This is a genomic window from Candidatus Glassbacteria bacterium, assembly GCA_019456185.1.
GTDB lineage: Bacteria > Gemmatimonadota > Glassbacteria > GWA2-58-10 > GWA2-58-10 > JAJRTS01.
Map to the genome: position 1 here is coordinate 1 of VRUH01000055.1, position 25508 is coordinate 25508.

General features: G+C 60.7%; 20 protein-coding genes and 1 tRNA gene. 12 read left to right on the forward strand and 9 right to left on the reverse strand.

The features are described 5' to 3' along the window. Window positions 1–416 (forward strand): DDE-type integrase/transposase/recombinase (locus FVQ81_15185; GenBank protein MBW7997880.1); only part of this gene is annotated, 416 nt, incomplete at its 5' end. 108 nt (window positions 417–524) lie between these two features. Here the strand turns inward: FVQ81_15185 and FVQ81_15190 are convergent. Continuing rightward, on the reverse strand, window positions 525–3005 hold the full coding sequence (locus FVQ81_15190; protein ID MBW7997881.1) for a cadherin repeat domain-containing protein: 2481 nt from the start codon (window positions 3003–3005) through the stop codon (window positions 525–527). A 125-nt stretch (window positions 3006–3130) separates the two neighbouring features. Further along, the gene (locus FVQ81_15195) at window positions 3131–5068 is read right to left on the reverse strand and encodes a hypothetical protein (GenBank protein ID MBW7997882.1); all 1938 of its coding nucleotides are present in this window, start codon (window positions 5066–5068) and stop codon (window positions 3131–3133) included. A 185-nt stretch (window positions 5069–5253) separates the two neighbouring features. Between FVQ81_15195 and tnpA the strand changes: the two genes are divergently transcribed. The 4 genes from tnpA (at window position 5254) to FVQ81_15215 (ending at window position 9710) form a co-directional block, all read left to right on the forward strand. After that, window positions 5254–5685, forward strand: a complete 432-nt coding sequence (tnpA, locus tag FVQ81_15200) for an IS200/IS605 family transposase (protein ID MBW7997883.1) — start codon at window positions 5254–5256, stop codon at window positions 5683–5685. 62 nt (window positions 5686–5747) lie between these two features. After that, window positions 5748–6050, forward strand: a complete 303-nt coding sequence (locus FVQ81_15205; GenBank protein ID MBW7997884.1) for a hypothetical protein — start codon at window positions 5748–5750, stop codon at window positions 6048–6050. 119 nt (window positions 6051–6169) lie between these two features. Then, complete coding sequence (locus FVQ81_15210) at window positions 6170–8737, forward strand: glycosyltransferase family 1 protein (GenBank protein ID MBW7997885.1); 2568 nt, start codon at window positions 6170–6172, stop codon at window positions 8735–8737. A gap of 223 nt (window positions 8738–8960) precedes the next feature. Next, window positions 8961–9710 (forward strand): vitamin B12 dependent methionine synthase, encoded by a 750-nt coding sequence (locus tag FVQ81_15215; protein MBW7997886.1) that lies wholly within the window; start codon window positions 8961–8963, stop codon window positions 9708–9710. Window positions 9711–9747: 37 nt separating this feature from the next. Here FVQ81_15215 and FVQ81_15220 read toward each other — a convergent pair whose 3' ends face one another. The 3 genes from FVQ81_15220 to FVQ81_15230 all read right to left on the reverse strand — a co-directional run bounded on the left by FVQ81_15220 (window position 9748) and on the right by FVQ81_15230 (window position 13548). After that, window positions 9748–10698, reverse strand: a complete 951-nt coding sequence (locus FVQ81_15220) for an NAD-dependent epimerase/dehydratase family protein (GenBank protein ID MBW7997887.1) — start codon at window positions 10696–10698, stop codon at window positions 9748–9750. Window positions 10699–10806: 108 nt separating this feature from the next. Next, complete coding sequence (locus FVQ81_15225; GenBank protein MBW7997888.1) at window positions 10807–11766, reverse strand: SMP-30/gluconolactonase/LRE family protein; 960 nt, start codon at window positions 11764–11766, stop codon at window positions 10807–10809. A gap of 6 nt (window positions 11767–11772) precedes the next feature. Then, window positions 11773–13548 (reverse strand): hypothetical protein, encoded by a 1776-nt coding sequence (locus FVQ81_15230; protein ID MBW7997889.1) that lies wholly within the window; start codon window positions 13546–13548, stop codon window positions 11773–11775. Between the two features lie 157 nt (window positions 13549–13705). On the opposite strand from FVQ81_15230, the gene FVQ81_15235 reads away from it, so the two are divergent. Beyond that, window positions 13706–15865 carry a hypothetical protein gene (locus FVQ81_15235; protein ID MBW7997890.1) on the forward strand — a complete coding sequence of 720 codons (2160 nt, stop codon included), beginning with the start codon at window positions 13706–13708 and terminating at the stop codon, window positions 15863–15865. 77 nt (window positions 15866–15942) lie between these two features. Here the strand turns inward: FVQ81_15235 and FVQ81_15240 are convergent, their stop codons facing one another. Beyond that, complete coding sequence (locus FVQ81_15240) at window positions 15943–17568, reverse strand: hypothetical protein (protein ID MBW7997891.1); 1626 nt, start codon at window positions 17566–17568, stop codon at window positions 15943–15945. Window positions 17569–17791: 223 nt separating this feature from the next. Between FVQ81_15240 and FVQ81_15245 the strand changes: the two genes are divergently transcribed. Further along, entirely contained in the window at window positions 17792–18127 is a 336-nt protein-coding gene (locus FVQ81_15245) for a 4-carboxymuconolactone decarboxylase (protein ID MBW7997892.1), read from the forward strand. Window positions 18128–18156: 29 nt separating this feature from the next. Continuing rightward, window positions 18157–19158 carry a radical SAM/Cys-rich domain protein gene (locus FVQ81_15250; protein MBW7997893.1) on the forward strand — a complete coding sequence of 334 codons (1002 nt, stop codon included), beginning with the start codon at window positions 18157–18159 and terminating at the stop codon, window positions 19156–19158. Between the two features lie 72 nt (window positions 19159–19230). Here FVQ81_15250 and FVQ81_15255 read toward each other — a convergent pair whose 3' ends face one another. After that, window positions 19231–19797: a hypothetical protein gene (locus tag FVQ81_15255; protein MBW7997894.1), complete on the reverse strand. Its 567-nt coding sequence runs from the start codon at window positions 19795–19797 to the stop codon at window positions 19231–19233. Window positions 19798–19855: 58 nt separating this feature from the next. Here FVQ81_15255 and FVQ81_15260 point away from each other — a divergent pair, with 58 nt between their 5' ends. From FVQ81_15260 to FVQ81_15270, 3 genes are all read left to right on the forward strand, one after another. Beyond that, window positions 19856–20272, forward strand: a complete 417-nt coding sequence (locus FVQ81_15260) for a hypothetical protein (protein ID MBW7997895.1) — start codon at window positions 19856–19858, stop codon at window positions 20270–20272. Window positions 20273–20348: 76 nt separating this feature from the next. Then, window positions 20349–21233 carry a DUF1848 domain-containing protein gene (locus tag FVQ81_15265; protein ID MBW7997896.1) on the forward strand — a complete coding sequence of 295 codons (885 nt, stop codon included), beginning with the start codon at window positions 20349–20351 and terminating at the stop codon, window positions 21231–21233. A 5-nt stretch (window positions 21234–21238) separates the two neighbouring features. Beyond that, the gene (locus FVQ81_15270; protein ID MBW7997897.1) at window positions 21239–22270 is read left to right on the forward strand and encodes an aminotransferase class I/II-fold pyridoxal phosphate-dependent enzyme; all 1032 of its coding nucleotides are present in this window, start codon (window positions 21239–21241) and stop codon (window positions 22268–22270) included. 8 nt (window positions 22271–22278) lie between these two features. Here the strand turns inward: FVQ81_15270 and FVQ81_15275 are convergent, their stop codons facing one another. Then, window positions 22279–23301 carry a DUF4097 domain-containing protein gene (locus tag FVQ81_15275; protein MBW7997898.1) on the reverse strand — a complete coding sequence of 341 codons (1023 nt, stop codon included), beginning with the start codon at window positions 23299–23301 and terminating at the stop codon, window positions 22279–22281. A gap of 250 nt (window positions 23302–23551) precedes the next feature. On the opposite strand from FVQ81_15275, the gene FVQ81_15280 reads away from it, so the two are divergent. Next, window positions 23552–23641 (forward strand) — tRNA-Ser (locus FVQ81_15280). Window positions 23642–23867: 226 nt separating this feature from the next. Here the strand turns inward: FVQ81_15280 and FVQ81_15285 are convergent. After that, a partial coding sequence (locus FVQ81_15285) for a hypothetical protein (protein ID MBW7997899.1) occupies window positions 23868–25508 on the reverse strand: 1641 nt, incomplete at its 5' end.

Genomic DNA, 25508 nt, shown 5'->3' on the forward strand with positions numbered 1-25508 from the left:
GGGCGACCCGCAAGGTGCTGGCGTGGCGGCTGTCCAATACTTTAGACGCCTCGTTCTGCGTCGATGCGTTGGAAGAAGCGATAGCGCGGTATGGAACACCGGAGATATTCAACACGGACCAGGGCAGCCAGTTCACGTCTGAAGACTTTACGGGCATCCTGATAAATAATGGCATCAAAATCAGCATGGACGGCAAGGGTCGGTGGCGGGACAACGTATTTGTTGAACGGCTGTGGAAGAGCGTGAAATACGAGGAGGTGTACCTGAAGGCCTATGGCTCGATTGCCGAGGCCCGGACGGAACTCGGCAGGTACTTCGAGTTCTACAACCAGAGGCGCCGGCACCAGGGGCTTGACAGGAAGACCCCGGATGAGGTATACAAAGCTACCCTGCCAAAGAGACCGGTAGCGGCATGATAACTGGCAGCTTACCACTTATAAACTGTGAATAACTGTCTAAACAAACCCGGCCACCTCTCAATGACCGGTTCTCTCATTTATGCAGACCTACAGCAAGCCGGAGATTCAGTTTATCTCCAGAGTAAATTGCCGTTCAAGGGAGTGCCCGGTTCGCAGGTCCGTCACTTTCACTTTCAGCAGGTGGCTCCCGGCGGCGTCATGGGGAAGATACCCCGAAATAAGTCCACTGTCAGGATCGATCACCAGGCTGCCGGGCGCGCCCTCCAGCCCGAACGAGAGTTCATCGCCGCTGCGGTAGCGCAGCTGGTAGGGCTTGCCGTTCTCGTCCTGGCTCACCAGGTGGCCGATCGATGCCGAGACCTCCACTTGCGCCCGGTACTGCGAAGAGACGCGGCCGGAGGGAAGTTTTGCGGGGCCGGTGATCAGCGGGTGAGGCATCTCGGCCGCATCCGAGGGCCCGCTTTCCCGGCCCGCGGCATCGATTGCCACCACCCGGTAATAGGGTCTCAGGATATTCCAGGCGTTGCAATAGGTTTGCGCCCCTTCCGTGATATGAAGCAGATTTGCCGGAGCATGCAGGATACCCGCCAGGCCGCCATCGTAAGCGTAGGCTGTATCGCTGGCGGTGAATCCCCGCTCGCTGCTGCCGTAAATCTTGTAGCGCACCGGCTCGCTACCGCCCTCACCCGGTTGCCATTGCAGTCCCCAACTCGGCGCAAATGGATTGGGCATCGCCTTGACTTCAACCGGCACCGCCGGAGATTCGCATTTAAACGAGAAAGATTTCGACCACGGCCCCCACACTCCCTGGGCGCTCCTGGCCCTCACCCGCCAATAATATGACCGGTCAGGGTTGAGCAGTCCGTGGTACGGCAGCGAGAACGACGAGCTCCGCCGGTTGGCCGTCTTGGAGATCAGCTTGTTGAAATTCGGCGACAGCGGCCAGCGCATGTCCTCAAACTCTGAGAGCTGGAACTGGTAGTCGTCGGCATGCTCCACCGGCCGCCACTCGAACGTGAACATCGTCCCATCGGCGGTACCGTTGTCCGGCGGATAAACCGCTCCGGCCGGTCTGGCCGGTACGAGCACGTCAGCGCACTCGCTCCACGAATGCGTGATTTCGACTTCCGCCCCGGCCGGACTCCGATCCGTGTAAATAAAGCTGTTGTCGCCCAGCCTGACTCCTGGCATCGCCAGCCGGGCCATCTGCAGGGTGGCGTCCAGGTAAAACCCTTTCAGGCAGACCAGCGGAGATTCCGCGGTGCTCTCGAGCTCGAACCGCAGCAGCCAGTCGTAGCGCGCCGGATCGCGCATCGGAAAAAACTCGTCCAGGTCGATATACATCCTCACGTACTCGCTGACTGCGCTGGTCCAGATATCTTGCCAGTTTTCGCCATCGTCGAAACTGGCAAGCACGCGGATGTTGTCCAGCCTCGTGTCCCCGCGGCCCATGTCCACCTCGAGCATACCGCCCACCACCGGCCAGGCCGTATGCACGGGCACGGTCACGGAACCGGAATCGGCGGCCAGGTAAAGTCCCGCCCCGAACGGACCGTCCGGGGCAAGCTCCACGCCCCGGGCCTCCACGTACGGCAGGTTGGCCGCGGTGGTCAGGTCGCAGTCATAGGTCCAGCTGCCGTTCATCACGTGGGCGATCAGCCGCCAGCGCTTGTTCCAGAAATAGTGCTCGGTTTCGCTGCCCTGGTAAGCCTTGCCGTGGAAATCCTTGCCGCGCTGCCAGCGCCAACTGACAGCCTCGCCGGGCCTGAGCGTGAAATCCATTCTATGGCTGGTCTTGCCGGGGTGGACCCTGCCGCGCTCGCCCTCCCAAAAGACCAGCGATGCCGAGCTTTCATCGTTCATCCGGCTGTCAGAGTGCAGCGGCCCATAGGTGTGGGTGCGCTTCATCAGGTCGTGGTCAGCGACAATCTGTGCCTCGGAGGCGATAGTCTCGTTGTCTCGCAGCAGGCAGATAATGCTTTCGTCGCTGTCGAGCAGGTGCCAGGCCCCGTCGTAAAAAACCTCGGCGGTGCTGTGCCCGTTGGGATAACCCGCCCGGACCTCGAGTCCCGCGGCGCGCCAGAGGTCGCTCATCACCAGGCTCTCGTTGTAGCACAGGGTGTAACCGTAGCAGTTGTGCAGCTTCACAACGTCGTTGACCTCGTCATCCTCCGTGGTGGCGTGGAACCGGTGGCCGATCTGCCACTCCCACAAGCGGCGCGCCCGCTCTCCATCGCTCATCGAGCTCTCCACGATCGACCAGACCAGCGCATCCAGACTGCGGTAGTCCGGCATGTCCGCCCGTCGCAGCCAGGGGTTGACCACCGCTACGCCGCCCGTGTTGGCGATCCGTACCAAAACGTTGGGTTCCCAGTACTGGTCGTAGGCCCAGTAGCCCACCGGGTCGCGGGTCATCTCACCGTCGATTTTCCCGCCCATCCGGATCGAGTAGACATGCTCCCCGCCGCCGGCGCTTTCAACGTGGTATTCGGGTGGAGAGCCGCAGGTTGTGCGAAGGTCGTCGGCCGCCGGCAGAACGCAGGCGAACAGAAGAGATGCAACGCTCAGAAATGCAGTAAGGCGCATGGTTGCCTCAAAAGGTAAGGGCGGGCAGGCGCGTTTTATGCAGCGCGAAGCAGCACTGGGACCAGCGCCGTGGGTAAAAAGCATAAAACGTGCCTGCCCGCTGTTTCTGGTTTTTGTCTTTCAGGCTATTCCTCAGCGCGCAGACTGGGGTTGTACAGATCGAGGTAAACATTCTCCGGTTCCTCCGGGCAGTTTACCGTGTACTCGCCCGGTCCGTCGAAAGTGAATTTCTTCTCCAGCAGCTCGCCGCCGATCCGATAACCATGGGTCAGCTCCGCGTTTTGGGCAGCTCCTTTGTTGGGCAAACAGTGGGCGTAAACCCAGATCTGGTTCACTCCCGGATTGCCCACGTATTTCAGCCAGATTTTTTCCGCAGCGCTAGCGAGCACAACGTCCTCGTCCATCCCGTAGTGCCAGTGGGCCACCCATTGCGGCACTTTGCTTTTGGCCACGCTTTTCCACGGTCCCTGCGGGCCGGTGGTCGAGTATAGAATTTCGTTGGCGGTTTTACGTGCGTCCTTGCCGGTCAATGTGTTGAAATATCCTCCGGCGGTGAACCACTTAATTGTGCTGCCCGGTTTTGCTGCCACTTCGATCACTGCAACTCCGGTGAGTTTGCGCTGGTCGCGTAAAGGGTCGTAGTCGCCGTCCAGGGCGGCGAGGTAATGTTCGAGCTGCGCCGGGTCGCGCAGGTTGAGCCGGACCTCGCGCACGGTGGTCGGGAACCCGTAGCGGTCGCCCAGGGCGAAGCTCATCCGGTTGTTACCTTCCAGCAGCCGGGTCAGCGCCACTGGAGCCAGTTGCGCCCAGGTGTTGAGCGACAGCTCGGCCAGCCCGCTGGATTCTCCGGTGAATTCGAATCGGATCAGGTAGCCGTAAGTGTGGAGTACTTGCTGGCTGAAATCGATAAAGTCCGTGCGGCCGAAATCGGTCCCGCCGATATTGCGCCAGGAGTGGCCGTTATCGGTGGAGACCGAGACGCTCACGTTGCCCAGCGAACGGTAGTAGACCGTGGCGGCCGCATCGATCTGCTCCTTGTGCATCAGGTCGTGGACCCGGCCGGCGATAAGATACGGTGTATGCACCTCGAACACCGCGTAGCCGCCGTCAGGGTCACTGACCATTCCATTGGCGTTCTGGCTGAGTCCGGAACACTCGTACACTCCGCGCTCGAAATCGCCCCAGCTCTCAGCCAGTTGTGGGTTGTAGCTGAACAGGGCGTTGCCGTGGGTCCACCTGGACCAGGTATCGTGCTTACTTTTCAAGCCCCGCGGCTCCTGGTTGAACTTACGGATCAGGAAGCTGTAGTTGAACCCGCCGCGGTTGGGCCAGGGGTGGAACCAGCGTCCGCCCTGCGGCTGCCACCAGCGGGTCAGGCGTTCGCCGGGACGGAGCGCGAAATCCATCGTGTGGCCGTTTTTGTACCAGTGGTACATCGGCGTCAGCTTGCAGGCGGCGAAACTCTCGAACATCGCCGCCTTGTCGTCCAACGGATAGAACGGCTCGATCTCGCGGGTCGGGTTGGTCCAGAGTTCCTTGTTGGTCATGGCGTCGCGGATATTCGCCACTGTTCCGTCCGGCCGGTAGAGCATCCCGCGCAGGTCCACGTCGAAATAGTGCCAGTCATCGTCGTACCAGACCTCGGTGACGCAGTGATGGTTGGCGTCCATGTTGTGGATCCGGCTGTCGCTGAACCCCGCCGCCGCCAGGACGCCGTCCAGCGTGGGACTCAGCAGGCCGCAATAACCGTGGCCGTGGACGTTGAGTACTTTGACCACGTCACGCTCGTCGTAGAACGGAAACGCAGGTCCGGGATCGGGGTCCTCGTAGATTCCCTGCACCGGGAAAAGTCCGGTTGTCTTGTCGGTCAGGAATTTCCACAGCGCCACGGCTTTTTCCTGGGGCGGAAGGTGACGCCACTGGCTGAACTGGACAAACCGGCCCAACTCGGTGTAGTCGGGCAGGCGGTCGTTGGTGATCCTGGGTGTGTGGACCTGGGCGCCAACGAAAGATACGGCAAGCAGAACCACGGCGATGGAGCTAGTCAGTCCGCGAAAAATCATCCGGAGCCTCCGAAATTGGAATCTGCGGCAATGGAAATTTTTGTGGTCGGTTGAATTTACCTATTAATATAAATGAGGCAACCATTGAACCATTTTATGAGAGACAGAACTTGAAAACCCCGTTTTGTAAACGGGGATGAAAAGTTCTCCTGCCGAAGGCAGGATTAGGGTGCTATAATTACTGCATGAGACCGAAGAGAACAAGTCATGCGATATACGATACCAAGTATCATTTGGTTTGGGCACCTAAGTATCGGAAGTTGATATTGCGCGGTGATCTTAAAGACCGGGTAGAGAGTATATTTGAGGAGATATCGCGTAATCATGATTTTGAAATAGATACGATGGAGATAGCAGAAGAGCATGTACACATATTTTTGTCGTTTCCACCGAGGTATAGTATATCCAGGGTAGTAGGAATGTTGAAGAGTATAAGTGCAAGTATAATATTTCGGGAGCATCCAGAAGTCAAAAGAGAGCTTTGGGGAGGAGAGTTTTGGGAGGATGGATATTTTGTCCGCACGGTAGGAGACAAGGTAACGGCGGATGTGATTCGGAATTATATAAAATATCACCAAGAACAAGAGAAAACTCCGGAGCAGTTAGAATTGTTTTAAGATGCCCCGCCTTGTAGGCGGGGTAATTCACTATCGGTAGTAAGCATTAATGCGGAAAGTACGTGAAACAGATCGCTGTAAATATACCGGTCAGCGGCGGGTTTGTACAGCTATTGTCCCACGGGTACGTCTGCCATGTTTATTGCCTGAGGCCTGCCGCGGGTTTATTTTTTTCTCTCCCGGTAAAACAGGAGCGGCCGGAAAATGATCTGTTCAAGGAGACTACCGTTGCATTCGCCCACGAGGTCAGGGTGGGGGCGCTCCTGCTGATCAGCGATTTGCCCCTGGCCTCCGGTGGAATCAAGACCAAGGACAGCTCAAGCAGCATATTCAAGTGGTACACCGGAGACTGCACCTGGAACTAGGACGGGAAACCCTGTCGCAGATCAGGGATGAGTCTAAGTAACGAAACGCAGAACGTGGTAACGTGCGTTCCCGGTATTACCGAATTCAAACTAGCGGCGCAATCCAGCGCGGGAAGATGATGATGAAAAACATCCAGGAGTACTCGGTCGTACCCTCTCTGCCGGACAAACTCTCCGGACTCAGTACACTGGCCGCGAACCTGTGTTGGAGCTGGGACCAGGACGCTATCGAGCTGTTCCGCCGCATGGACCCCCAGCTCTGGGAAACCACCAGGCATAACCCGGCGATGATGCTGCAGACTGTCGACCAGCAGGCGCTGGAGGAACTGGCGGACGATGACGGATTCGTATCGCAGCTCGAGCGGGTGGGCGAAACTTTGAAAGCGTATATCGCCGACAAAAAGACCTGGTTCGCCCGCACGTTTCCCGATGCGGTCGATAAGTTCAGGGTCGCCTATTTCAGCGCCGAGTTCGGGATCACCGAGTGTATCCCGATCTACTCCGGCGGTCTCGGTATCCTGTCGGGCGATCATGTCAAGAGCGCCTCCGACCTGGGAGTGCCGCTGGTGGGCGTGGGCCTGATGTACCAGCACGGTTATTTCCGCCAGTACCTCAATATCGACGGGTACCAGCAGGAGTCATACTTCGACAACGACCCGTTCAAAATGCCGCTCCACCTGCAGCGCACACCTGAGAACGAGACGCGTGTGATCCAGGTCGAGTTCCCCGGGCGGAATGTGGCGGCAAGGATCTGGCATGCCAAGGTGGGCAGGGTGAACCTCTATCTGCTCGACACCAACTTGCCGGAAAACAGCCCCAACGACCGGACGATCACCTCCCAGCTTTACGGCGGCGACAAGGAAATGCGGATCCAGCAGGAAATCATGATGGGCGTCGGCGGGGTCGAGGCTCTGGCCGCGATGGATATCGAACCCTGTACGATCCACATGAACGAGGGCCACGCGGCCTTCAGCGGTATCGGACGAATCCTGAGGCTGATCGAGGAGCAGCGACTCTCGTTCGAGGAGGCGCTGACCGTCGTGCGCGCCAGCGGCATTTTCACCACCCATACCCCTGTCCCGGCCGGGATCGATATTTTCGAGCCGACCCTGGTGGACCGCTATTTCTCGCATCTCTACAGCCGTCTCGGTATCGACCGCAAGCAGTTCCTGGCCCTCGGGCGCCGCAATCCGGAAAACGACCTCGAGCCGTTCAACATGAGTCTCCTGGCCATGCGCCTCAGCGCCCATTATAACGGAGTCAGCCGGCTGCATGGGGCGGTGAGCCGCTCGATGTGGTGCGCGGGCTGGCCGGAGGTGCCGGTGGACGATATCCCGATCACCCATGTCACCAACGGGATCCATATCGGCAGTTGGATCAGCCGCGAAACCGGCGAGCTTTACGACCGCTACCTGGGCCATCGCTGGCGCGAGGACCCCACCGATCAGGAAGCCTGGGACCGGATCGAGTCCCTGCCCGAGGAGGCGCTGTGGCGCACCCACGAGCTGCGCCGCGAGCGGCTGGTTTCCTTCGCCCGCCGTCGCCTGAAACGCCAGTTGATCGAACGGGGCGCCTCCAGCCAGGATGTCGAGATGGCCGAGCGGGTGCTCGATCCCAATGCGCTCACGATCGGTTTCGCCCGCCGCTTCGCCTCCTACAAGCGCGCCACGCTGATCCTGCGCAACGTGGAGCGGCTGACGAAAATGCTGACCGACGAGCAGCGTCCGGTCCAGTTCGTGTTTGCCGGCAAGGCTCATCCCCGCGACGAGGAAGGCAAGGCGCTGATCCGCCAGATAATCCACTTTTCCCGCGACCCCGAGATACGCCGCCGGGTGGTGTTCCTGGAAAACTACGACATGATAGTTTCCCGCTACATGGTCCAGGGCGTTGATGTCTGGCTGAACAACCCGCGCCGCCCGATGGAGGCCAGCGGCACCAGCGGAATGAAAGTGGTCCCCAACGGCGGCCTGAACCTCAGCGTGCTGGACGGCTGGTGGGTGGAGGGCTACGAGATCGAACCCAACTCAGGCTGGGCGATCGGCAAGGGAGAGGAATACGACGACCTCAACCTGCAGGACGAGGTGGAAGCCAACGCGCTCTACAACCAACTGGAAACCGACGTGATCCCGCTGTTCTACGACCGCTCTTCCGATGGGCTGCCCAGGCGCTGGATCGAGAAGATGAAAGCTTCTATCGGCAAACTGTCCCCGGTCTACAATACGCACCGGATGGTGCGGGAATACGTAGAGCGTTTCTACATGTCCGCTGCGGAAAACTGCTCGGGACTGCGTGAGGATGACTACAAGCAGGCCAGGGAGTTCGCCGCGTGGAAGAAAAAAGTGCTCGGCCAGTGGAGTTCGCTGGCAATCGAGGAGGTTACCGCGGATACCGGCCGGGACTTTATTGTCGGCCAGGAGATCGACGTGACCGCGAAACTCAAAGTCGGCGGACTGAGTCCTGGGGACCTGGCCGTTGAAGTCTACTACGGGCCGCTGGACGCGAAACGAAATATCACCGGGGGGATAACAGCCGAAATGCAGCCCGGGCAGAGCGACGCGGGTACGGTCACTTTCAGCGGCAAGCTTCCCTGCCGGCACAGCGGCCAGCACGGCTACACGCTCCGTGTCCTGCCCAGACACGAGCACCTGGCGAATCCTTACGAACTCGGACTGATCCTCTGGCGTTGAACCCCGAAAGGGTGATCGATGAAACGTAAGACCAGGATAATCGGCACCCTGGGTCCGTCGAGCAGCGATCCCGAAGTGCTCGACAGGCTGATAGCGGCAAGATCGCCGCCGCCGTCTACCTGCTGGAAAGCGGAACTTGTGTTAGTGGTGACGTGGTGGTGATGACTTTCGGCGCCCCGCTCTCCAAACGCGGGGGAACCAATACACTTAGACTGGTGAAGCTTTGGACCGACTGTACCTGATCGACAGAATCGAGTTCCGGCCGGATACGGAAACGATCTCCACCCGCCTTCGCCTGGGCGAGCTGGCGGGCGCGCTCAACCTGGAGGGTCTGCTCTCCCAGGCCGCCCGGATCGCCATGCCCCGCGCGGCCTGGGCACTATTCGAGCCGGCGCCGGCGGGTAAGCGGCAGGTCGTGATTGCCGGAGAGCGCCTGACCAGCCGTATCCTGCGGGTCAACCTGCGGAACGCCGGGCGGGTGGCGTTGTTCGTGGCCACCTGCGGACCGGAGCTGGAACAGTGGTCGGAAGGGTTCGACGACCCGTTGGAACGCTGGGTGACCGATGAAATCTGCGAGGAAGCGCTGCGGAGTGCCGTCGTCGCCCTGGAAGCCGCGCTGGACAACGAGATCGAGGGCGAGTACCGGGTCTCGATGAATCCCGGCTCCCTGGAGGACTGGCCGCTGGTCGAGCAGGGGCCGCTGTTCCGGGCGCTGGCGCTGGCCGGTGATGTCACCCGGGCCACAGGGGTCGAGCTGACCGAGAGCTTTCTGATGACGCCGCGTAAGTCGCTTTCGGGAGTCAGGTTCGCATCACCCCGGCAGTTCACCAACTGCATGCTCTGCCCGCGGGATGACTGCGCGGGGCGGAGGATGGCCTACGATCCCAAAGAGTTCGAGCGGCAATACGATGGCGCCGTGCGCGGGACACTGTATGCGGAAACCTGCGGCTGCGGTCACGATGCGGCGGGTTGAGGCCCGAATGCGGTCCGGGTGGCGAGTGTATAATCTGTCAGACGTTGAAGTAACTCTTGTACCAGCCGATAAACCTGTCCAGTCCATGTTCAATCGACGTGAGCGGTTCGTAGCCCAGCAGACGCGAGGCCTTGGTAATATCAGCGTAAGTCGCCTCGCAGTCGCCTGGCTGGATCGGCAGCATCAGCTTGTTCGCTTCCCTGCCCAGCTTGCTTTCCATCAACTCGATCAGTGACAGCAGCTCCACCGGCCGGTTGTTTCCCAGGTTGAAAATCTCGTACTCGAACTTGTGATCCAGGCAGGCGGCTACCCCGTCGACTATATCGTCGATATAAGTGAAATCCCGTTTCATGTGGCCGTAGTTGAACACCGAGATCTGCTCGTCCTTGAGGATGGCTTCGGTAAAGAGGAACATCGCCATATCCGGCCGGCCCCAGGGACCGTATACAGTGAAAAACCGCAGCCCCGTGGTGTTCAGTCCATAGAGGTGGGAGTAGGTATGGGCCATCAGCTCGTTGGCCCGCTTGGTAGCTCCGTAGAGAGATATCTGGCCTTCCAGCACGTCGTTTTCACTGAACGGGATCTTGGTGTTCTTGCCGTAGACGCTCGATGACGAGGCGTAAATCAGGTTCTCGACCTTATGGTGGCGGCACATCTCGAGGATGTTGAGGAAACCCTCGATGTTGTTTTTCTGGTAGGCCTCGGGATGTTTGAGCGAGTAGCGGACTCCGGCCTGGGCGGCCAGGTTGATAACATGGCTGAATCCCGAGGCGGTGAACAACTCTTCCAGTCCCGGAGGGTCGCAGAGGTCCAACTGGTGAAAACTGAAATCGGAAAAAGATTTCAACTCCTCCACCCGGTCCCACTTCAGTTGCGGGCTGTAGTAGTCATTGACAATATCCAGGCCCACCACCCGGCGGCCTTCCTCCAGCAGCCTGCGGGCGACGTGGTAGCCGATAAAGCCGGCTGCTCCTGTTACCAGGATCATCGCTTTCTCCCCAGGGAATTAACTCGATAATGAAAAATCAACCGCAAATATAACTTTTACCGGGCTCAGATCAATCCTGTTGGTCCCGTGTCGGTTCAGCGGTCCGGCTCACTGAGTAAAATGGCTGAGCGGCACCCGGACTACCTCGCCCCGTTCGGCGTCGGTGATATAGACCCAGTCGCCGCGGGCCTCGACATTGGTCAGGTTCGCGCCGAACCCGCTGGCGCAGCCCAGCAGCTCGCCGCCGGGGCTGACGTAATACAGTTTCCCGCCGCCGTAGTGGCTGATAAACAGGTTGCCCTTGCTGTCGGTCTCGATCCCGTCGGGGCCGTTGCCGCCGGTCATCAGGAACACCTCGCGGCCCTCGCCGGCAACCGCGTGGCCGTTGTCGCTCAGCGTCCAGGCGGTCACATTGCGCCGCACGGTCTGGGCCACGTACAGGGTGCGCAGGTCGGGCGAGACAGTCAGGCCGTTGGGGAACGCGAGTCCGTCGAGCAGCTTGTACAGCTTACCCTCGGCCAGGCTGTAACAGAAAACCCGTCCGCCGGTGGTCTCGTCATCACGGTACGGGTCGCTGAAATACAGCTCGCCGTTGGCGGCCAGAAAGATGTCGTTGACAGAATTAAGCGGCTTGCCCTCGTAGCTGTCGGCCACCGTGGTCACTTTTTTCGTCTTGAGATCGATCCGGATTATCCGCTTACCGTCGTACTCGCAGGCATACAGGGCATCCTGGCCGGGATGATAGGTCATTCCGTTGGCCTTGCCCTCGCCCAGGGAGAGCAGGTCGATAAAGACCTCTGTCTCCCCGTCAGGTTTGATCCGGGCGATATCGCCTTCCCTCTTGTAGATCACCACGTAGAGATTGCCCTCGCTGTCGAACGCCGGGCCCTCGGGAAAAGAGAAACCGGAAGAGAAAACCTGGTAGTCGGCCTCGGTGCAGGGGCGGGCCGCCGGGGCATTGTCGAAAGATAAAGTTACCGCGGCGGCTATCAGGCAGACTGCGGGCAGGGCGGTTTTCATCGCTGCTCCTCTCGGGCTTGATAGATGAAAGGTACTGTCGGCATCCATGAACTATTACCAGCTGCCGTCAGGATACGCCTTGATCGCACCCTCGCTGGTGTAAGTCATGCTTGTGTCGATCCGGGTATCGGGTCCCCAGTTGCCGCCCTCGGCGTCCACCAGCTCGATCCAGACGCGCCAGTAGCGGTGGTCGCCGAGTTTGGTCAGGGACGGGTAAATATAGTCCCGTTTGTTGATCCGGTAATTGATCGCGATATCCAGCGCGCTCCAGCCGTTACGTGCGCCCTCGCGGGTTTCGAGCCGGTGGTCCACCCACTCGTTGGTGAACGGGATGAAACAGACCCAGTGGGGCGCATCCCAGTCGTCTTCCCGGATCAGCACTTCCACGTTGGCGTCGGCGAAAACGTACGCTCCCCTGGCCGGGTAATCGATCCCCGCGGCCAGGGCCTGTACCAGCCAGCTCATGCTCCCGCACTGGCCCCAACCGTGGGCCAGCTTGCCGCGCCCCTCGACCTTGCGGTCGTGGGCGTGGTTCTCGGGACCGATCGCGTTGCGCGCCCATTTGCTCACCGCGCCGATCGCCTCCACCCTGCTGCCGGTCCGTTCCAAGGCCTCCCGGTAGACCGGCTCCGCGATTCTGCGGTACGCCCAGATTTCCACCGGATCGTCGAAATCAATTGCCGGGTGACGGTGATTCATCGGCGGGATCACTATCTCTTCGCGCGGAGGAACTGGCGCCGATGGGCGGGGGACAGGCCGGCCCAGCAACTCGAGAGTGCTGACCGCCTGCCAGGTGGCCTGCATTTCGCTCGGCGGCCGCACGGGTGTCTGGTCGGTGGAGCCGAACCGGGCGAACCCGCCGTCGGGATTCTGGACCGAGGACAGCCAGGCCGCGCAATCTGTTGCCGGACGGGCGGCGCGGCTGAGATCGCTGTCGGACAGCGGCAGGCCGATCAGGTGCAGGGCCCGGACAGCATGCCAGGTGTCGGCGGTGCGCGAGTAGTGGTCGCAGTTGTTCCAGTCGTCGCCGTGACCCAGTTCGAACCCGCCATCGGCTTCCTGGCCCCGTGTGGAGAGCAGGAACTTTTTCACGTCTCCGGGACGTTTCGGACCGGCACCCAGCATGTCCAGGGTGGACACGGCAAAGCCCGTGCCCTGCGCCGACGAGAACAGGAACCCGTCGGGGCTGAGGCTGAACCCTCCGCGCATGGCTTTGGTCTCCTGCTGCATCTGCAGCCAGTCCACCAGCCTGGCCGAATCGGGTACGGCCAGTCCCAGGGTTTTCAATGCTCCCACCGCCCAGTAGGTGGTGTAAGTCGCCGACTCGACCGTTTTGCCCGCGTACTCGGAAGCGTCGAACGCGCCGGATTCGCGCTGGCGGGCGGCGATAAAAGCCGCCACGGCCGACGGGTTGTCAGGCTGTGAACCAAGCAGAGCGAGAGCTTTCACCCCCCAGTACGTGGCCTCCAGACTGCTCTGGGTGCCCCAGGGCAGGGTTTTGCCCTTGCCGAAATAGCCGTCCTTTTCGATAAAGCCGCCATCTGACTGCTGCCGCCCTTTCAGCCACGCGGCCAGTTCATCTCCATCCGGCAGGCTGTCGAGCGCACCGAGCCGGGCCAGCGTCTCCAGGGACATCCCCGTTGTGGAGCTATGGGCCGAGTCGCCGGGAAACCAGCCGAACCCTGTCTCGTCCGCGCGGCAGGCCATGATCCAGGAATAGGTTGGATGCGGACCGGAGGGCTCCAGCGTCCGGGGTTCCTGCGGCGGACTTTGCGGTGAGGCGCAGGCAAGGATCAGAGCTACCAGGGAAAGTGCAGTAAATCTCGTCATCGCAATTCCTCCATGTTTTCAGTGTTCGTGCTAATTTTATTTCCATACCGGTGAAAGTAAAGGATATCGCCCCGCCCGCGGTGCGGTGTCTTGCAGAGCGGTGCGGTCCGTAGTATTATTGAAGAGCTTACCATCCCGGCTACAGTGATCGGACACTATGTGTTTCAAGCGGATCAGGAGGAAGGCGATGCACAACATTGTTACGGAGACCGGATTTGCTTTCCAGCCCCGGATTATCTTTTTCACGGCGCTGGCTGCCTGTGCTGTGATGGCCTTTGCCTCCGGTGCGGCGGCACAGTTGCCCGGGGCGGACATGCGCGCCGGCAGGCTGATTGACGCCGATCATTTCGAATTGCGGGTCGAGATCCCCGAAACTGTCGCCGAGCTGGAAGCGCGAAGGGAGGAGTTGCGGCAGAAATTCATGCTTACCGCCGGGCTGTGGCCTCCGCCTGAGAAAAACGCGCTGAACCCGGTAATATTCGATGAGAAGCGGGGCGAAGGGTTCCGGGTGGCGAAAGTCTATTTCGAGAGTCTGCCGGGCTATTATGTCACCGGCAACCTGTACCGTCCCGCCAGCGGTGACGGGCCGTTTCCGGCGGTGGTCTGCCCCCACGGGCACTGGACTTACGGACGGCTGACCAACGGAGAAACAGGCTCGATCCCGGGACGCTGTATCGATCTGGCCAAAATGGGTTTCGTGGTGATCAGTATCGACATGGTGGGTTTCAACGACAACGTTCAGTTGCCCCACGACCACCGGAAAAGCCGGGCCCAGCAGGTGGCCGACAAGCCGCAGCCCTACGAGCCCCGAAAATTTCGGGGCGTATTCGATTTCCCGCGGGCCAGGCTCTACGGGATGTCGCTGGCCGGGCTGCACGTCTGGAACGTCATCCGCACGGTGGATTTTCTCACCAGCCTGCCCGAGGTGGACAGTGAGCGGATCGGCTGCACGGGCGCCAGCGGCGGAGCCAGCCAGACCCTGTTCCTGATGGCCGCCGAACCGCGGCTGGCCGTCGCCGCGCCGGTGAACATTATCGGCGCGGCCAAGCACCCCGGCTGCCGGTGCGAGAACGGCCCCGGCATGTGGGTCGATATCAGCACGGTCGAGATCGCCGGGATTTTCGCGCCGCGGCCGCTGGTCCTGCTCAGCGCAACCGATGACCCCTGGACCAACAGTTTCCCCACCCGCGAAATGCCGATTATCAGGAGGTACTACGACCTCTACGGCGCCGGGGACAAAGTCAAAAACGTGCATATCGAGGGCGGGCACAACTACAACGCCGCCAGCCGGGCCGCGGTCTATGAATGGTTCGCCGAGCACCTCAAGAGCCCAAAACCGGCAATCAGGGACGTCAAATCGCCGGTTCCCGGGCTGGCTAAACTGGGTGATCTGCGCGTGTTCCCGGACAAGATGCTGCCTGAGCCGGCCAAGCGCGGGCTGGACGTGATCGGCGACTGGATCGCTGAGAGCGAGCGAAAGTTCCAGGCCTGCCTGCCCCGCACGCGCCAGGAACTGGATGAGTTCGCGGCGGAATTCGGCGAAAACCTGCGCCGGCTGCTGCAGGTCGAAGTGCCCGGAGACGGCGAGGTTATCTGCGAAAAACTGGGCGGCAGCGTCCTCGGCGGGATCACTCACGAGCAGTTAGCTATCGGGCGGAGCGGGAAGGGCGAGCGGTTTTCCATGGAGTTGATCAATTCCAGCCCGAGGCCCAAGGGCACGCTGGTGATCGCTCGGCCGGAATGGCGCGGAGGGATGTTCCAGCCCGGCGGTGGAGGATTCAAACCGGCGATCAGAAACCTGGCGGTTCAGGCTTACCGGATTGTCCGCGTGGGCGGGTTCGCCAGCGGAGAGCTGATGATTCCGCAGAAAACGTGGGAGTCGTTCAGTTGGCCGGAGGCTTATAACCGTTCCAACCAACTCGAGGGTATCCAGGACATCCTCACCGCCCTGGCCGCGGTGCGCAGCCAGTGGCCCGACCAGCCGGTGACCTTGGCCGGACTTGGCGAGAGCGGTATTCTGGCCGCGTTCGCCGGCGCTGTCGACGGGCGCTGCGAGCAGGTGATTGTCGACCTGCACCGCACCGATCCCGGCTACGACGGCGAACTGCTGAAAATCCTGCCTGTCGGCTCGATCAAGCGGGTGGGGGATTTCCGCACGGCGATGCTGATGCTGATGCGCAGTAAGGTAGCCCTCTACAACGCCTCGCCCACGTTCGACGGGCGCTGGTACACGGAGCAGGCGATCAGGCTGGGGCTTTCCGGCAACCTCGATCTCCACCTGGACGACAAGCTCAACTGGCTGAATGGTCAGTTATAGACTCGATGGGATTCAGTACACGGCAAAAAAAGCGCCCGCCGGACATCCGGCGGGCGCTTTTTTGCCGCGACCCGTATTCAGGCTTTTCTGTCCACCCACACCGGACTGGACCAGGCCAGCTGGTTGTTACGCTGCATCACGCGCACGTAGTACCAGTCGTCCTCGGCCCCGTCGCCGGAGTCCGTGAATGAGAACGAGCAGTTCGAGTTCGTTTCGGCCACGGCCCGGTGCAGGATCAGCGACTCGTCGGGGAACGGGCCGGTGAAAGCCACCGCGTTATCCTCCAGCAACTCGGCCAGGGTCCTGGTTAGCTGCATGCCCGTGGGCTGGTCCAGGTTCAGCGTGATCCTGGTTTCCGGGCCGCCCTGAATCCTCATCACCACCAGGTTGGTAGGCCGCTCGTTGAACGCCTGCAGGCGGCTGGTGTAGCTGCTGAGAACGAACCCCTCAGCCGAGCGGTTGGCGATCCGGTTGCGATGGTCCTCGGTCAGTGGGCCGCTCTGGAAGCCGGGCATCAGTTCGGTGATTTTCCCGCCCTGCACGCCGACTTTTATCTTCCAGTCGCAGATTCTGGGGATACCCAGGCTGGCCCAGGGTCCCCAGCCGTATTCCAGCCGCACCAGCACCGGCCGCCGGAACGGGTCGGCTCCCGCTGCGTTGTCCACCGGGTGTTCGCGGTGGACAACGCGGTTGTTTTTCAGCACCTCCACCCGCTCGATCGTATCCCAGCCCTCCACCGCCACGGCAATCCTGCGCTCGGTGGTAAAGGGCAGCTCCCCGCCCATCGCCCGGCCGTTGACCGCGAAATTGATCCTGATCCTGTCGCCGGTAACACCGTAGCACAGCCGGTTATTGAGCGAGCCGAACAGGGACTTGCGGGTGAGCTCGGGGGCGAGCACCGCCGCCAGCCCCTCGCCGTAGGCTCCCGGGTGGCCCAGGTGGTCGTCCGAGGAAGCGAGCACGCCCATCCGGTGGCCGTCCTTCAGTACCGATTGCAGCGTGTTGGGAGTCCACCGCCCGCCCATCGAATGGCGGATGTAGTCCCACTGGCCCTCGTCGCTTTCGGCGTTACCGTGCTCGGAGTAGATTTCCAGCAGCTTGTTCACCCGCGGGTCCCAGTGTTCCGGGTTGGCTCCCCTGTGGCCCTGGAGATAGGCGGGGTGATGGGGGATCAGCAGCGCGTTTTTCTCGAGGGCGAACCGCTGGAGTCCGGCGAGTTCGTCGTAGTGGGTCAGCGGGGAGTCGTCGTCGGGGAAAACGATGCAGAAATCGCCGAAATGGCTGCTGTGCCACTCGTAGCCGGGGAAGGTGACGAACTCGCCCGGCCGGTGGTAGTCCCTGGTCATCTGCTGGATTTCGGGCCAGCGGCGTCTGGTCATCTCGAAACCCTCCAGCCACTTGCTCTCCTTGCCTCCGACCATTTTGGGGACATCGTGCCACCAGCTGTGCGGCGTGCAACTGAAAAAGTCCAGGTGGCCCTCGGCGATCTCGTATGCCCGGGCCAGCGACCCTTGGGCATAACCCACTTCGCAGTGGTTGTGCAGGTCGCCGAAATAGTGGTTCAGTCCCTCCGGCAGCCCCTCGCCGGCTCCTGATGAGGGCCCCTGTCGCCGCTTTTCCTGTTCGCCGCACGATGATGAGCCAATCGCGCCGCCGGCGGCCAGGATGCCGCCAAATCTCGCCAGCCAGTTCCTGCGATCCATGAATTTGCTCCCTTCCGTTTCGTGAAAGCAGACACCTTTTTGCATTCGGCTCGTGCTGGAATTATTTTCGTGCCGAGTCTTCCGGGAAGTCCAGCATTGAAACCCGGAACTATTTATGTAATATACACGAGGATGGCATGGGCGCAATTTTGCACCGGCACCGCGACGGGACGGAGCTGCCGGAACACCCATCGTGCAAACTCACACTCCCCCATCAGGAGCTATGATGAACTATTTCGAGTCCGATGATCTGAAGAAATTCCCCGCGATCGGCAAGTTCCGTGGCGAACTGGCCCGGAAGTTTTTCGAGTACTACGGCAAGGTCATGGACGAGGACGGCGCGCTGACCCGGCGCGAGAAAGCGTTGATCGCCCTGGCTGTTGCGCACGCCCAGAAATGTCCCTACTGTATAGACGCTTATACCGAGGCCTGCCTGTCCAACGGGGCGGACCCGGAGCAGATGTCCGAGGCCGTGCACGTGGCCGCCACGATGATGGCCGGGATAACTCTGGTGCATAACGTGCAGATGCTGAATAAACTGGATAAACTGGGCGTTTGAGCAGGTAATCCTGCCGGGACTGCGGAGAGATGCGCTTAATGGCCAACGAATCGGCGTACGATTTCGAGACCAGGCTGAGGCAGCACCAGCTGGAGCTTCAGCCGCAGACGGTCGAAACGCTTCAGATCAACATGGGCAGACTGTGCAACCAGACCTGCCTGCACTGTCATGTCAGTGCGGGGCCGGACAGGGCTGGCGAGCAGATGAGCCGGGATACCGTGGACAGTTGCCTCGCAATCCTGGCGCGCTACCCGGAGATCGTCAAGCTCGATATCACCGGCGGCGCTCCCGAGCTGAACGAGCATTTCCGTCATGTCGTGGAATCCGCGGCCGGGCTGGGCCGCCACGTGATGGTGCGCCACAACCTGACAGTTACGCTCGATCCGCACCCGGTAACCGGCGAAAGCATGGACTGGCTGCCCGCTTTTTTTGCCGAAAACAAGTTGGAGGTGGTCAGTTCTCTGCCCTACTGGAGTTCCTATTTCACCGACAGGCAGCGCGGCAGCGGCACGTTCGACCGCAGTATCGAATCGATCCGGCTGCTGAACGAACGCGGATACGGGATTGAGCACAGCGGTCTGGTGCTGGACCTGGTTTACAACCCGGCGGGCGCTTTTCTGCCGTTGGGGCAGGAGCAGCTCAAAAAGGATTTCGAGCGCGAACTGATGCAGAACTACGGCCTGTCGTTCAACCGGCTCTACACGATCACCAACATGCCGATCAACCGTTTCCGCGAGATGCTGGAGCGCCGCGACGCGTTCGAGGAGTACATGGAGAAGCTGGTGGGGGCGTTCAACCCCTGCGCAGCCGGCGGCGTGATGTGCCGCAATCTAGTCAGCGTGGGCTGGGACGGGCGGCTTTACGACTGCGATTTCAACCAGATGAAGGGACTGCGGATTGATATCGGCGGTCCGGTGCATGTCGGCAATTTCGACCTCAAGAAGGTCCTGGACCGTCGAATAGTTTTTGGCGAGCACTGTTTCGGCTGCACCGCGGGGGCCGGAAGCAGTTGCACGGGAGAGATTTCCTGAGCTTTCGGTCCCGGGCTGACGGGGAATTGACACGAGGCGCCGGAGGGAGGGTCTTTTTTACTGTCGGGAGGATCAGAACCTGACCGTGCAGGCCAGTCTCGTTTGGCCTCCGGGTCCAAAAACGAAATGACGGTCGAAATTATAGAGATGGGCCGAGATGTAGGAATCCAGTATCCCCAGCAGCAAAGCAGTGGCGCCGTAGGCCATGTAGTCACCGGCCTTGCGCTGGGCGCTCTTGATCCGGCTGTTGAGTGCCACCCGCTCGGGATCGTCCACTGGCCAGTCCGGCCCGTTAAACTCCTCCAGGCGCGACAACTCGTCACGCATCTCCGCCCGGTCGCGGAACTCGAGGACCATCCCGAGCAGGAAAGCGGTTTCGGCTGCCGCGGTGATTGTCCCCCGCACGGGATGTTCGGTGTAGAACTGGCCCCAGCCGGGCACCGCCAGGCTGCGCAAGAACGCACCACCTGGAGACTTGCGTTCGCGCTGATCCGCAGCCGGCGAGATCGAGGAGGTGGAATCCATGAAGCCCTCGGGCAGCCGGTCGAGCAGTTCCTGCCTGCTGTTGGAGCCGGCTGAGTCCGGCGGTTGTACCGCGTTTTGCGGCCGGAGGACGGAGGGCAGCGAGGCCAGAATCAACAAGCCTGCGGCGCTTGACAAAATCCAGCCGCGGACTATGTTTAAGTAGGAGGATTTAGTGCTGGAACGCATTTTTAAATATACCGTTATGGTGATCGCAGGCGTTCTGTTTGTTGCGGCCTGGAGGCCGGTTGAATGTCGGGCGGCGGACAGCCCCAGGCTGCAGTCCGCCGGTGTCCGCTGGGGCAGTTCGTACTCCTGGAGCCGTTTCCGCGCCGATCAGCGCAGTTTCCGCTACCAGGGAGTCAACAGGCGTAACTTCCGGGGTTCCACCGCCGCCGGTTACCGAATATTCACCAACAGGTCCGCAAACCGCGGGGCCGGTATCAGGTCCAACCTTGCCGCCGCGCAGCGTACTGTCAGGCGCAGTTACGGGAGTACCGCGCGCTACTCCTCCCGTCAGCGGATAATCTCCTGGCGGAAATACGCAGGGCGGAATGTCCAGCGGGGCGCCACGATCGGTCTCAGGAAATGATCCCCGCTTCTCATCAGCCTGCCTCCGCTAATCTACACCCCCGGCCTGCGTTTAACAAGAATCCACACCCGCGCCCATGCACCGCTCCGACCAGCCATCGATGAAAACCGTGATCAGCGCCAGCCGGCGCACCGATATCCCCGCATTTTACCTCGACTGGTTTTTCCACCGCCTGGAAGCAGGCGGTTTTAAGCTGACCAACCCGTTCAACGGCCGGGTCCGCACAGTGGAGGTTCACAGGGACAGCGTGGCCGCAATCGTGTTCTGGAGTAAGGACTACGGTCCTCTGCTGGAGCGTCGGAAACAGTTGTCCGGATGGCCGGCCGTGTTTAATTTTACGCTCAACACGCCTGATCCGCTGCTGGAGCCCGGAGTTCCGCCGCTGGAGGAGCGGATGGAGCAGATGGCCGCCCTGGCGGATATCTACGGAGCGGAGGCGGTTCGCTGGCGATTCGACCCGGTGGTGTTTTACAGCCGGGGCGGGAATCAATACGACAATCTCGGCGCGTTCGAGCGCCTGCTGGAATTCGCCGCGGGGCTGGGGATAACCGCGTGCACGATTTCGTTCATGGACCCTTATCGTAAAATCGAACGTCGCCAGCGCGGTGTGACCGCTTTCAGCTTCGTCTATCCGGACCCGGACCGGATGAGAGAAACCGCCGCCCGGATGGCCTCCGCAGCCGCGGATCACGGGCTGACTCTGCTGACCTGCTGCGAACCGGAACTGGCGGGAGCCGGACTGGAAAATATCACCGCCGCCGGGTGTATCGACCACGCCCTGATCGGGCGGCTTTACGGGGCGAAACTCAGCGGCCGCCGCGACAGAGGGCAGCGCACCGGTTCCGGGTGCCTCTGCCACGAGAGTATCGATATCGGCGGCTACAGGGAGCAGCCCTGCCGCTGCAACTGCCTGTACTGCTACGCCAATCCGGTAATCGACCGAAAGGAACACGAGAGTTGAACAAGATAATCGACCTGCGAAGCGATACGGTTACCCGGCCGTCCGAGCCGATGCGCCGGGCGATGTACGAGGCCGAGGTGGGTGATGATGTCTACGCCGAGGACCCGACGATCAACCGTCTCCAGGAGTTGACCGCGCAAATGTCAGGCCGCGAGGCCGCGCTGCTGGTGCCCACCGGTTCGATGGGCAACGCGGTCTGCCTCGACGTGCTTACCTCGCCCGGCTCCGAGGTTGTCTGCGACAAGCTGAGCCATATCTGCAACTACGAGCTGAGTTCGATGGCCGTGTTCAGCGGGCTTACGCCCCGGGTTATCGACGGGCCGCAGGGATGTCCCACCGCCGCGCAGGTGGCCGATGCGATCCTCCCGGATATCTACTACGTGGCTCCCACCGGTTGTATCAGCGTGGAGAACACGGCCAATATCGCCGGCGGGAGGATCTATCCTCTCGACAGGCTGCGGGAGATAACAAAACTCGCAGAGAGCAAAAAAATTCCGGTACACATGGACGGGGCGCGGATATTCAACTCGGCGGTGGCCACAGGCAAACCGGTTGCCGAGCTGAGCGCGGGTGTCGCTACGGTGATGTTCTGCCTGAGCAAGGGCCTCGGGGCGCCGGTCGGCTCGATGATAGCAGGTGAGCGGGCATTTATCGAGGAGGCCTGGCGCTCGCGAAAACGGATGGGCGGCGGTATGCGCCAGGCGGGGATCCTGGCGGCGGCCGGAATCTACGCGCTGGAACATAATGTCGAACGCCTGGCGGACGACCATGCAAACGCCCGCAGGCTGGCTGAGGCCCTGGGCGGCATGGAGGGTCTCGAAGTTGACCTGGAACAGGTGGAGACCAATATCGTCATGGTCTGTACCGCGCCGCCCGCGCCAGATGCGGTGGAGTTGTGCGGGAGGCTGAACGCGGCCGGAGTGCGGGTCGATCCGCTGGGGAAAAATCTGACCCGGCTGGTCACCCACCTGGACGTATCCAGCGAGGACATCAGCCGGGCCATCGATGCATTCAGAGCGTCTGCCGGGAAAGCTTGAGAATTCAGTCAGTTTTCTCTGATCCTGATCGAGCCGCCCGAAGCACGCAGGCTGAGCAGCGGGCCTCCCTCGCCGATTTTACCTTCCAGCCGGTTCCGTTTCTGAGTTCCGGATGCGACCAGGACGGCAAAATCTGAACTGACATTGCCGCCGGATGTCTTGGCATCGAGATGAGCACTGCTGCCGCGCGGCATGCTGAACGTGATCCCGCCGCCGGATGTTTTAAGCTCGCTGTCGCCGGTGGGAGGAGTAACAAATTCCACTTTGATGCCGCCCCCGCTTGTCGTGGCCGTAATCGAACCTTCGTGATGCTCTGCAGTTATACCTCCCCCGCTGGTATGCAGATCGATCCGGCCGTTAGAGTCCTGCAGATGGATTTTTCCACCGCTGGTTTGCAGGCTGCCGTCACCGGTAATCCGTTCTGCATTGATCGAGCCGCCGGAAGTTTTGCCGGTAAATGGGCCGTCGACAGAAGCCAGGCTAATCCCGCCGCCTGATGTTCTGGCATCAAGGCTGCCGCTGATGTTTGCACAGCTTATCGAGCCGCCGGAGGTGTGTACCGCCAACGCTCCATCGATGCCGTCGCAGGTGATTTTACCTCCGCTGGTTCTGGCCTGGAGTTCTCCGGCCAGGTTGCGGAGATCGATACCCCCGCCGCTGGTTTTGAGGTCGGTACCGGTTTCACGGGGGGCGATCACTGCAATCTTCAGTCCGGGAGCTTTGCCAGATCCGATAATACCAAGCAGCTTGTCCGTTTTCTTCCGCTCGACGGTAATCGTCAGACCGTCCCCCGTGCTGGCGAAATCGACCTGGTAGTATTCCTCGATTGACTTTTTACATTCGATAGTGACGGCGTAAGTGCTGACCTCGGCACCCTCGACCTTGATCTGGCTGCCCGATGTGATTACGGTAAGCTGCCCGCCGGGACGAGCCGGGAAGCTTCTTTCCAGCCGGTCCGCGCACAGCAGGTCGCCTGCGCTGAGATTGAGGCAAACCAGGATACTGAGTATCAGGCCACTGATGATTTTCATTTTTTCCCTCTGGTTAGAATTGAAAGCAGAATAGGCCTCATAACCTGTTTGACGCTGTGCTGCCGGTTACGGTTTCATTTTTTCCCTCTGGTTAGAATTGAAAGTAGAATAGGCCTCACAACCTGTTTGACGCTGTGCTGCCGGTTACGGTTTCATTTTTTTATGCGCCTGTTCGTTCTTGCCAGCGGCAGGCTGGTTTGTTAGCTTATTGAACCTTGCAGATTGATAAGCCAGTGGTTAAGCACCTTGCGGAGAGGTGTCCGAGTGGTTGAAGGAGCCGGTCTCGAAAACCGGTGACGGTTCACGCCGTCCCAGGGTTCGAATCCCTGCCTCTCCGCCATTAATAAATAAAGCCTTAACCTGTAACGGGTTAAGGCTTTTTTATTTTGACAGGGTGCCCAATTCGAAGTTTTAAATCCGCATTTTGGGTAAGATAATCCCTCCCCCCTTCGGCACCAACTGAATTTAAAAGCCTAACCCTCAAAGAATTAGGCTTTTTACCTTCGGCACCGGGTTCGTCTGAGGTTGGTTTTTGAGGTCAATAATACCCTCTTTTTCAGTAGCACTCAAAGGCTGGGGACCAGGTTTGCGCTGCCGGTATAGTTCTGCCAGCGGAAACCCTGGTCGTTTTCTATATCTTCGAAAGCGCCGGGTTCACCCCTATCCGGCCCATGGAAAATCCCTCCGCCGAACGTGGTCAGGTAGATCATCCCCGGCTGGTGCGGGTCGAAAAACGGCCGGTAGCCCCACTTGAAGTTGTAGCCCTCAAGCCGGTACCAACTCTCGCCCCGGTCCTCGCTGCGAAAAGCGCCGCTGTTGAAGGTGTTGATAATCACCACCGAGCTGTTGTTCGGGTCCACGGCCCCGGCGTAGACGTGGGCGCTTTCGTCAAAGACCTGTTCCCAGCTCTCGCCCCCATCCTCGGTGCGCAGCAGCCCGCCTTTGATCTCGGTCCAGGGCTCCACCGACCTGACTTCGGTGGGCCAGCAGGATAGGTACATCCGCGAGGGTTCGTCGTGGTCGTAAACCAGGTCGTTGGGAGCGTTGTAACCCTCGGGCAGTGAAACCAACTGCCAACTGGCCGCCTGGTTGTCGCTGCGGTAGAGTTCTCCGTCAATCCGGTTTCCCCCCACCAGGCCGCGGGCCACCAACAGGTAAAGCGTGCCGTCGGGCACGCGGACCATCCGCCAGGCATAGCGGTTAGCCCCCAGGCCGCTGTTGGCCGCTAACCAGCTACTGCCGCCGTCGGTGGACTTGTACACGCCCCGGCCGAAACCACAGACGTACAGGGTGCGGCTGTCCACCGGGCTGGAGGGATCCAGCAGAATATGGGTGCAGACTGTGTTGGAGGGGATGTTAGTATTACTGGCCGTCCAACTGCGACCCGAGTTGGTGCTGACTGCCACCCCCCCCTCGTAGCCATCCTGCTCAAGTTTGCCCGAGCGGAACATTTTCTCGCGCGGCAGGTCATGGCAATTGGACCAGACGGACCAGACTTTCTCCTCGACATCCGGATCGAAAACAGCCCAGTAGCTGGTGTTGCGCCACGAACTGGGAATGCCCCCGATACTATGCTCCCAACTCTCGCCTCCGTTCGATGAGGCAAACATACCCACGTCCGTAGTGGGAAGGATGATTCGCTGGCTGTCGAAGGGGTCGAAAATCACCCCATAGGAGCCGGTGACGTTGAGCCCGCGGCTGCGCACCGTGCCGTCGGGCATGTTTTCGGTATAAACCTGGGTCCAGCTTGTGCCACCGTCGGTGGTACGGTAGGCGCTGCCGTAATCAGATGCATAGCAGAGGTCCGGGTCGACCGGGCTGACTCCCAGCCCGATCACCGATCCGCGCCAACTGGGTCCATAGGTGTTGTCCAGCCAGGCTCCGCTGTAGCTGCCCCGGTCGATCGTGCTACCATCCACCCGGTAGACCCATTTCCAGCTGTCCCCTCCGTCGCTGGTTTTGAGAATGCCGTACTGCCAGGTTGCTGAAACCCCGTTGCAGGCAACGTAGACCGTTTCAGCGTTGGCCAGGCTGGTCTCGACCAGGTTGTAGCTGCCGCCCGATGGAAAACCGGTGCCGTTGGCGGTGCTCCAGGTCATCCCGCCGTCGGTGGAGCGATAGACCATATCTTCGGCCAGCAGGTAGAAACTGTAGCCCGAGTCCTGCGAGTGGGTGCCGCCGGTAGCCCAGACTGCGGTTTCCACCGG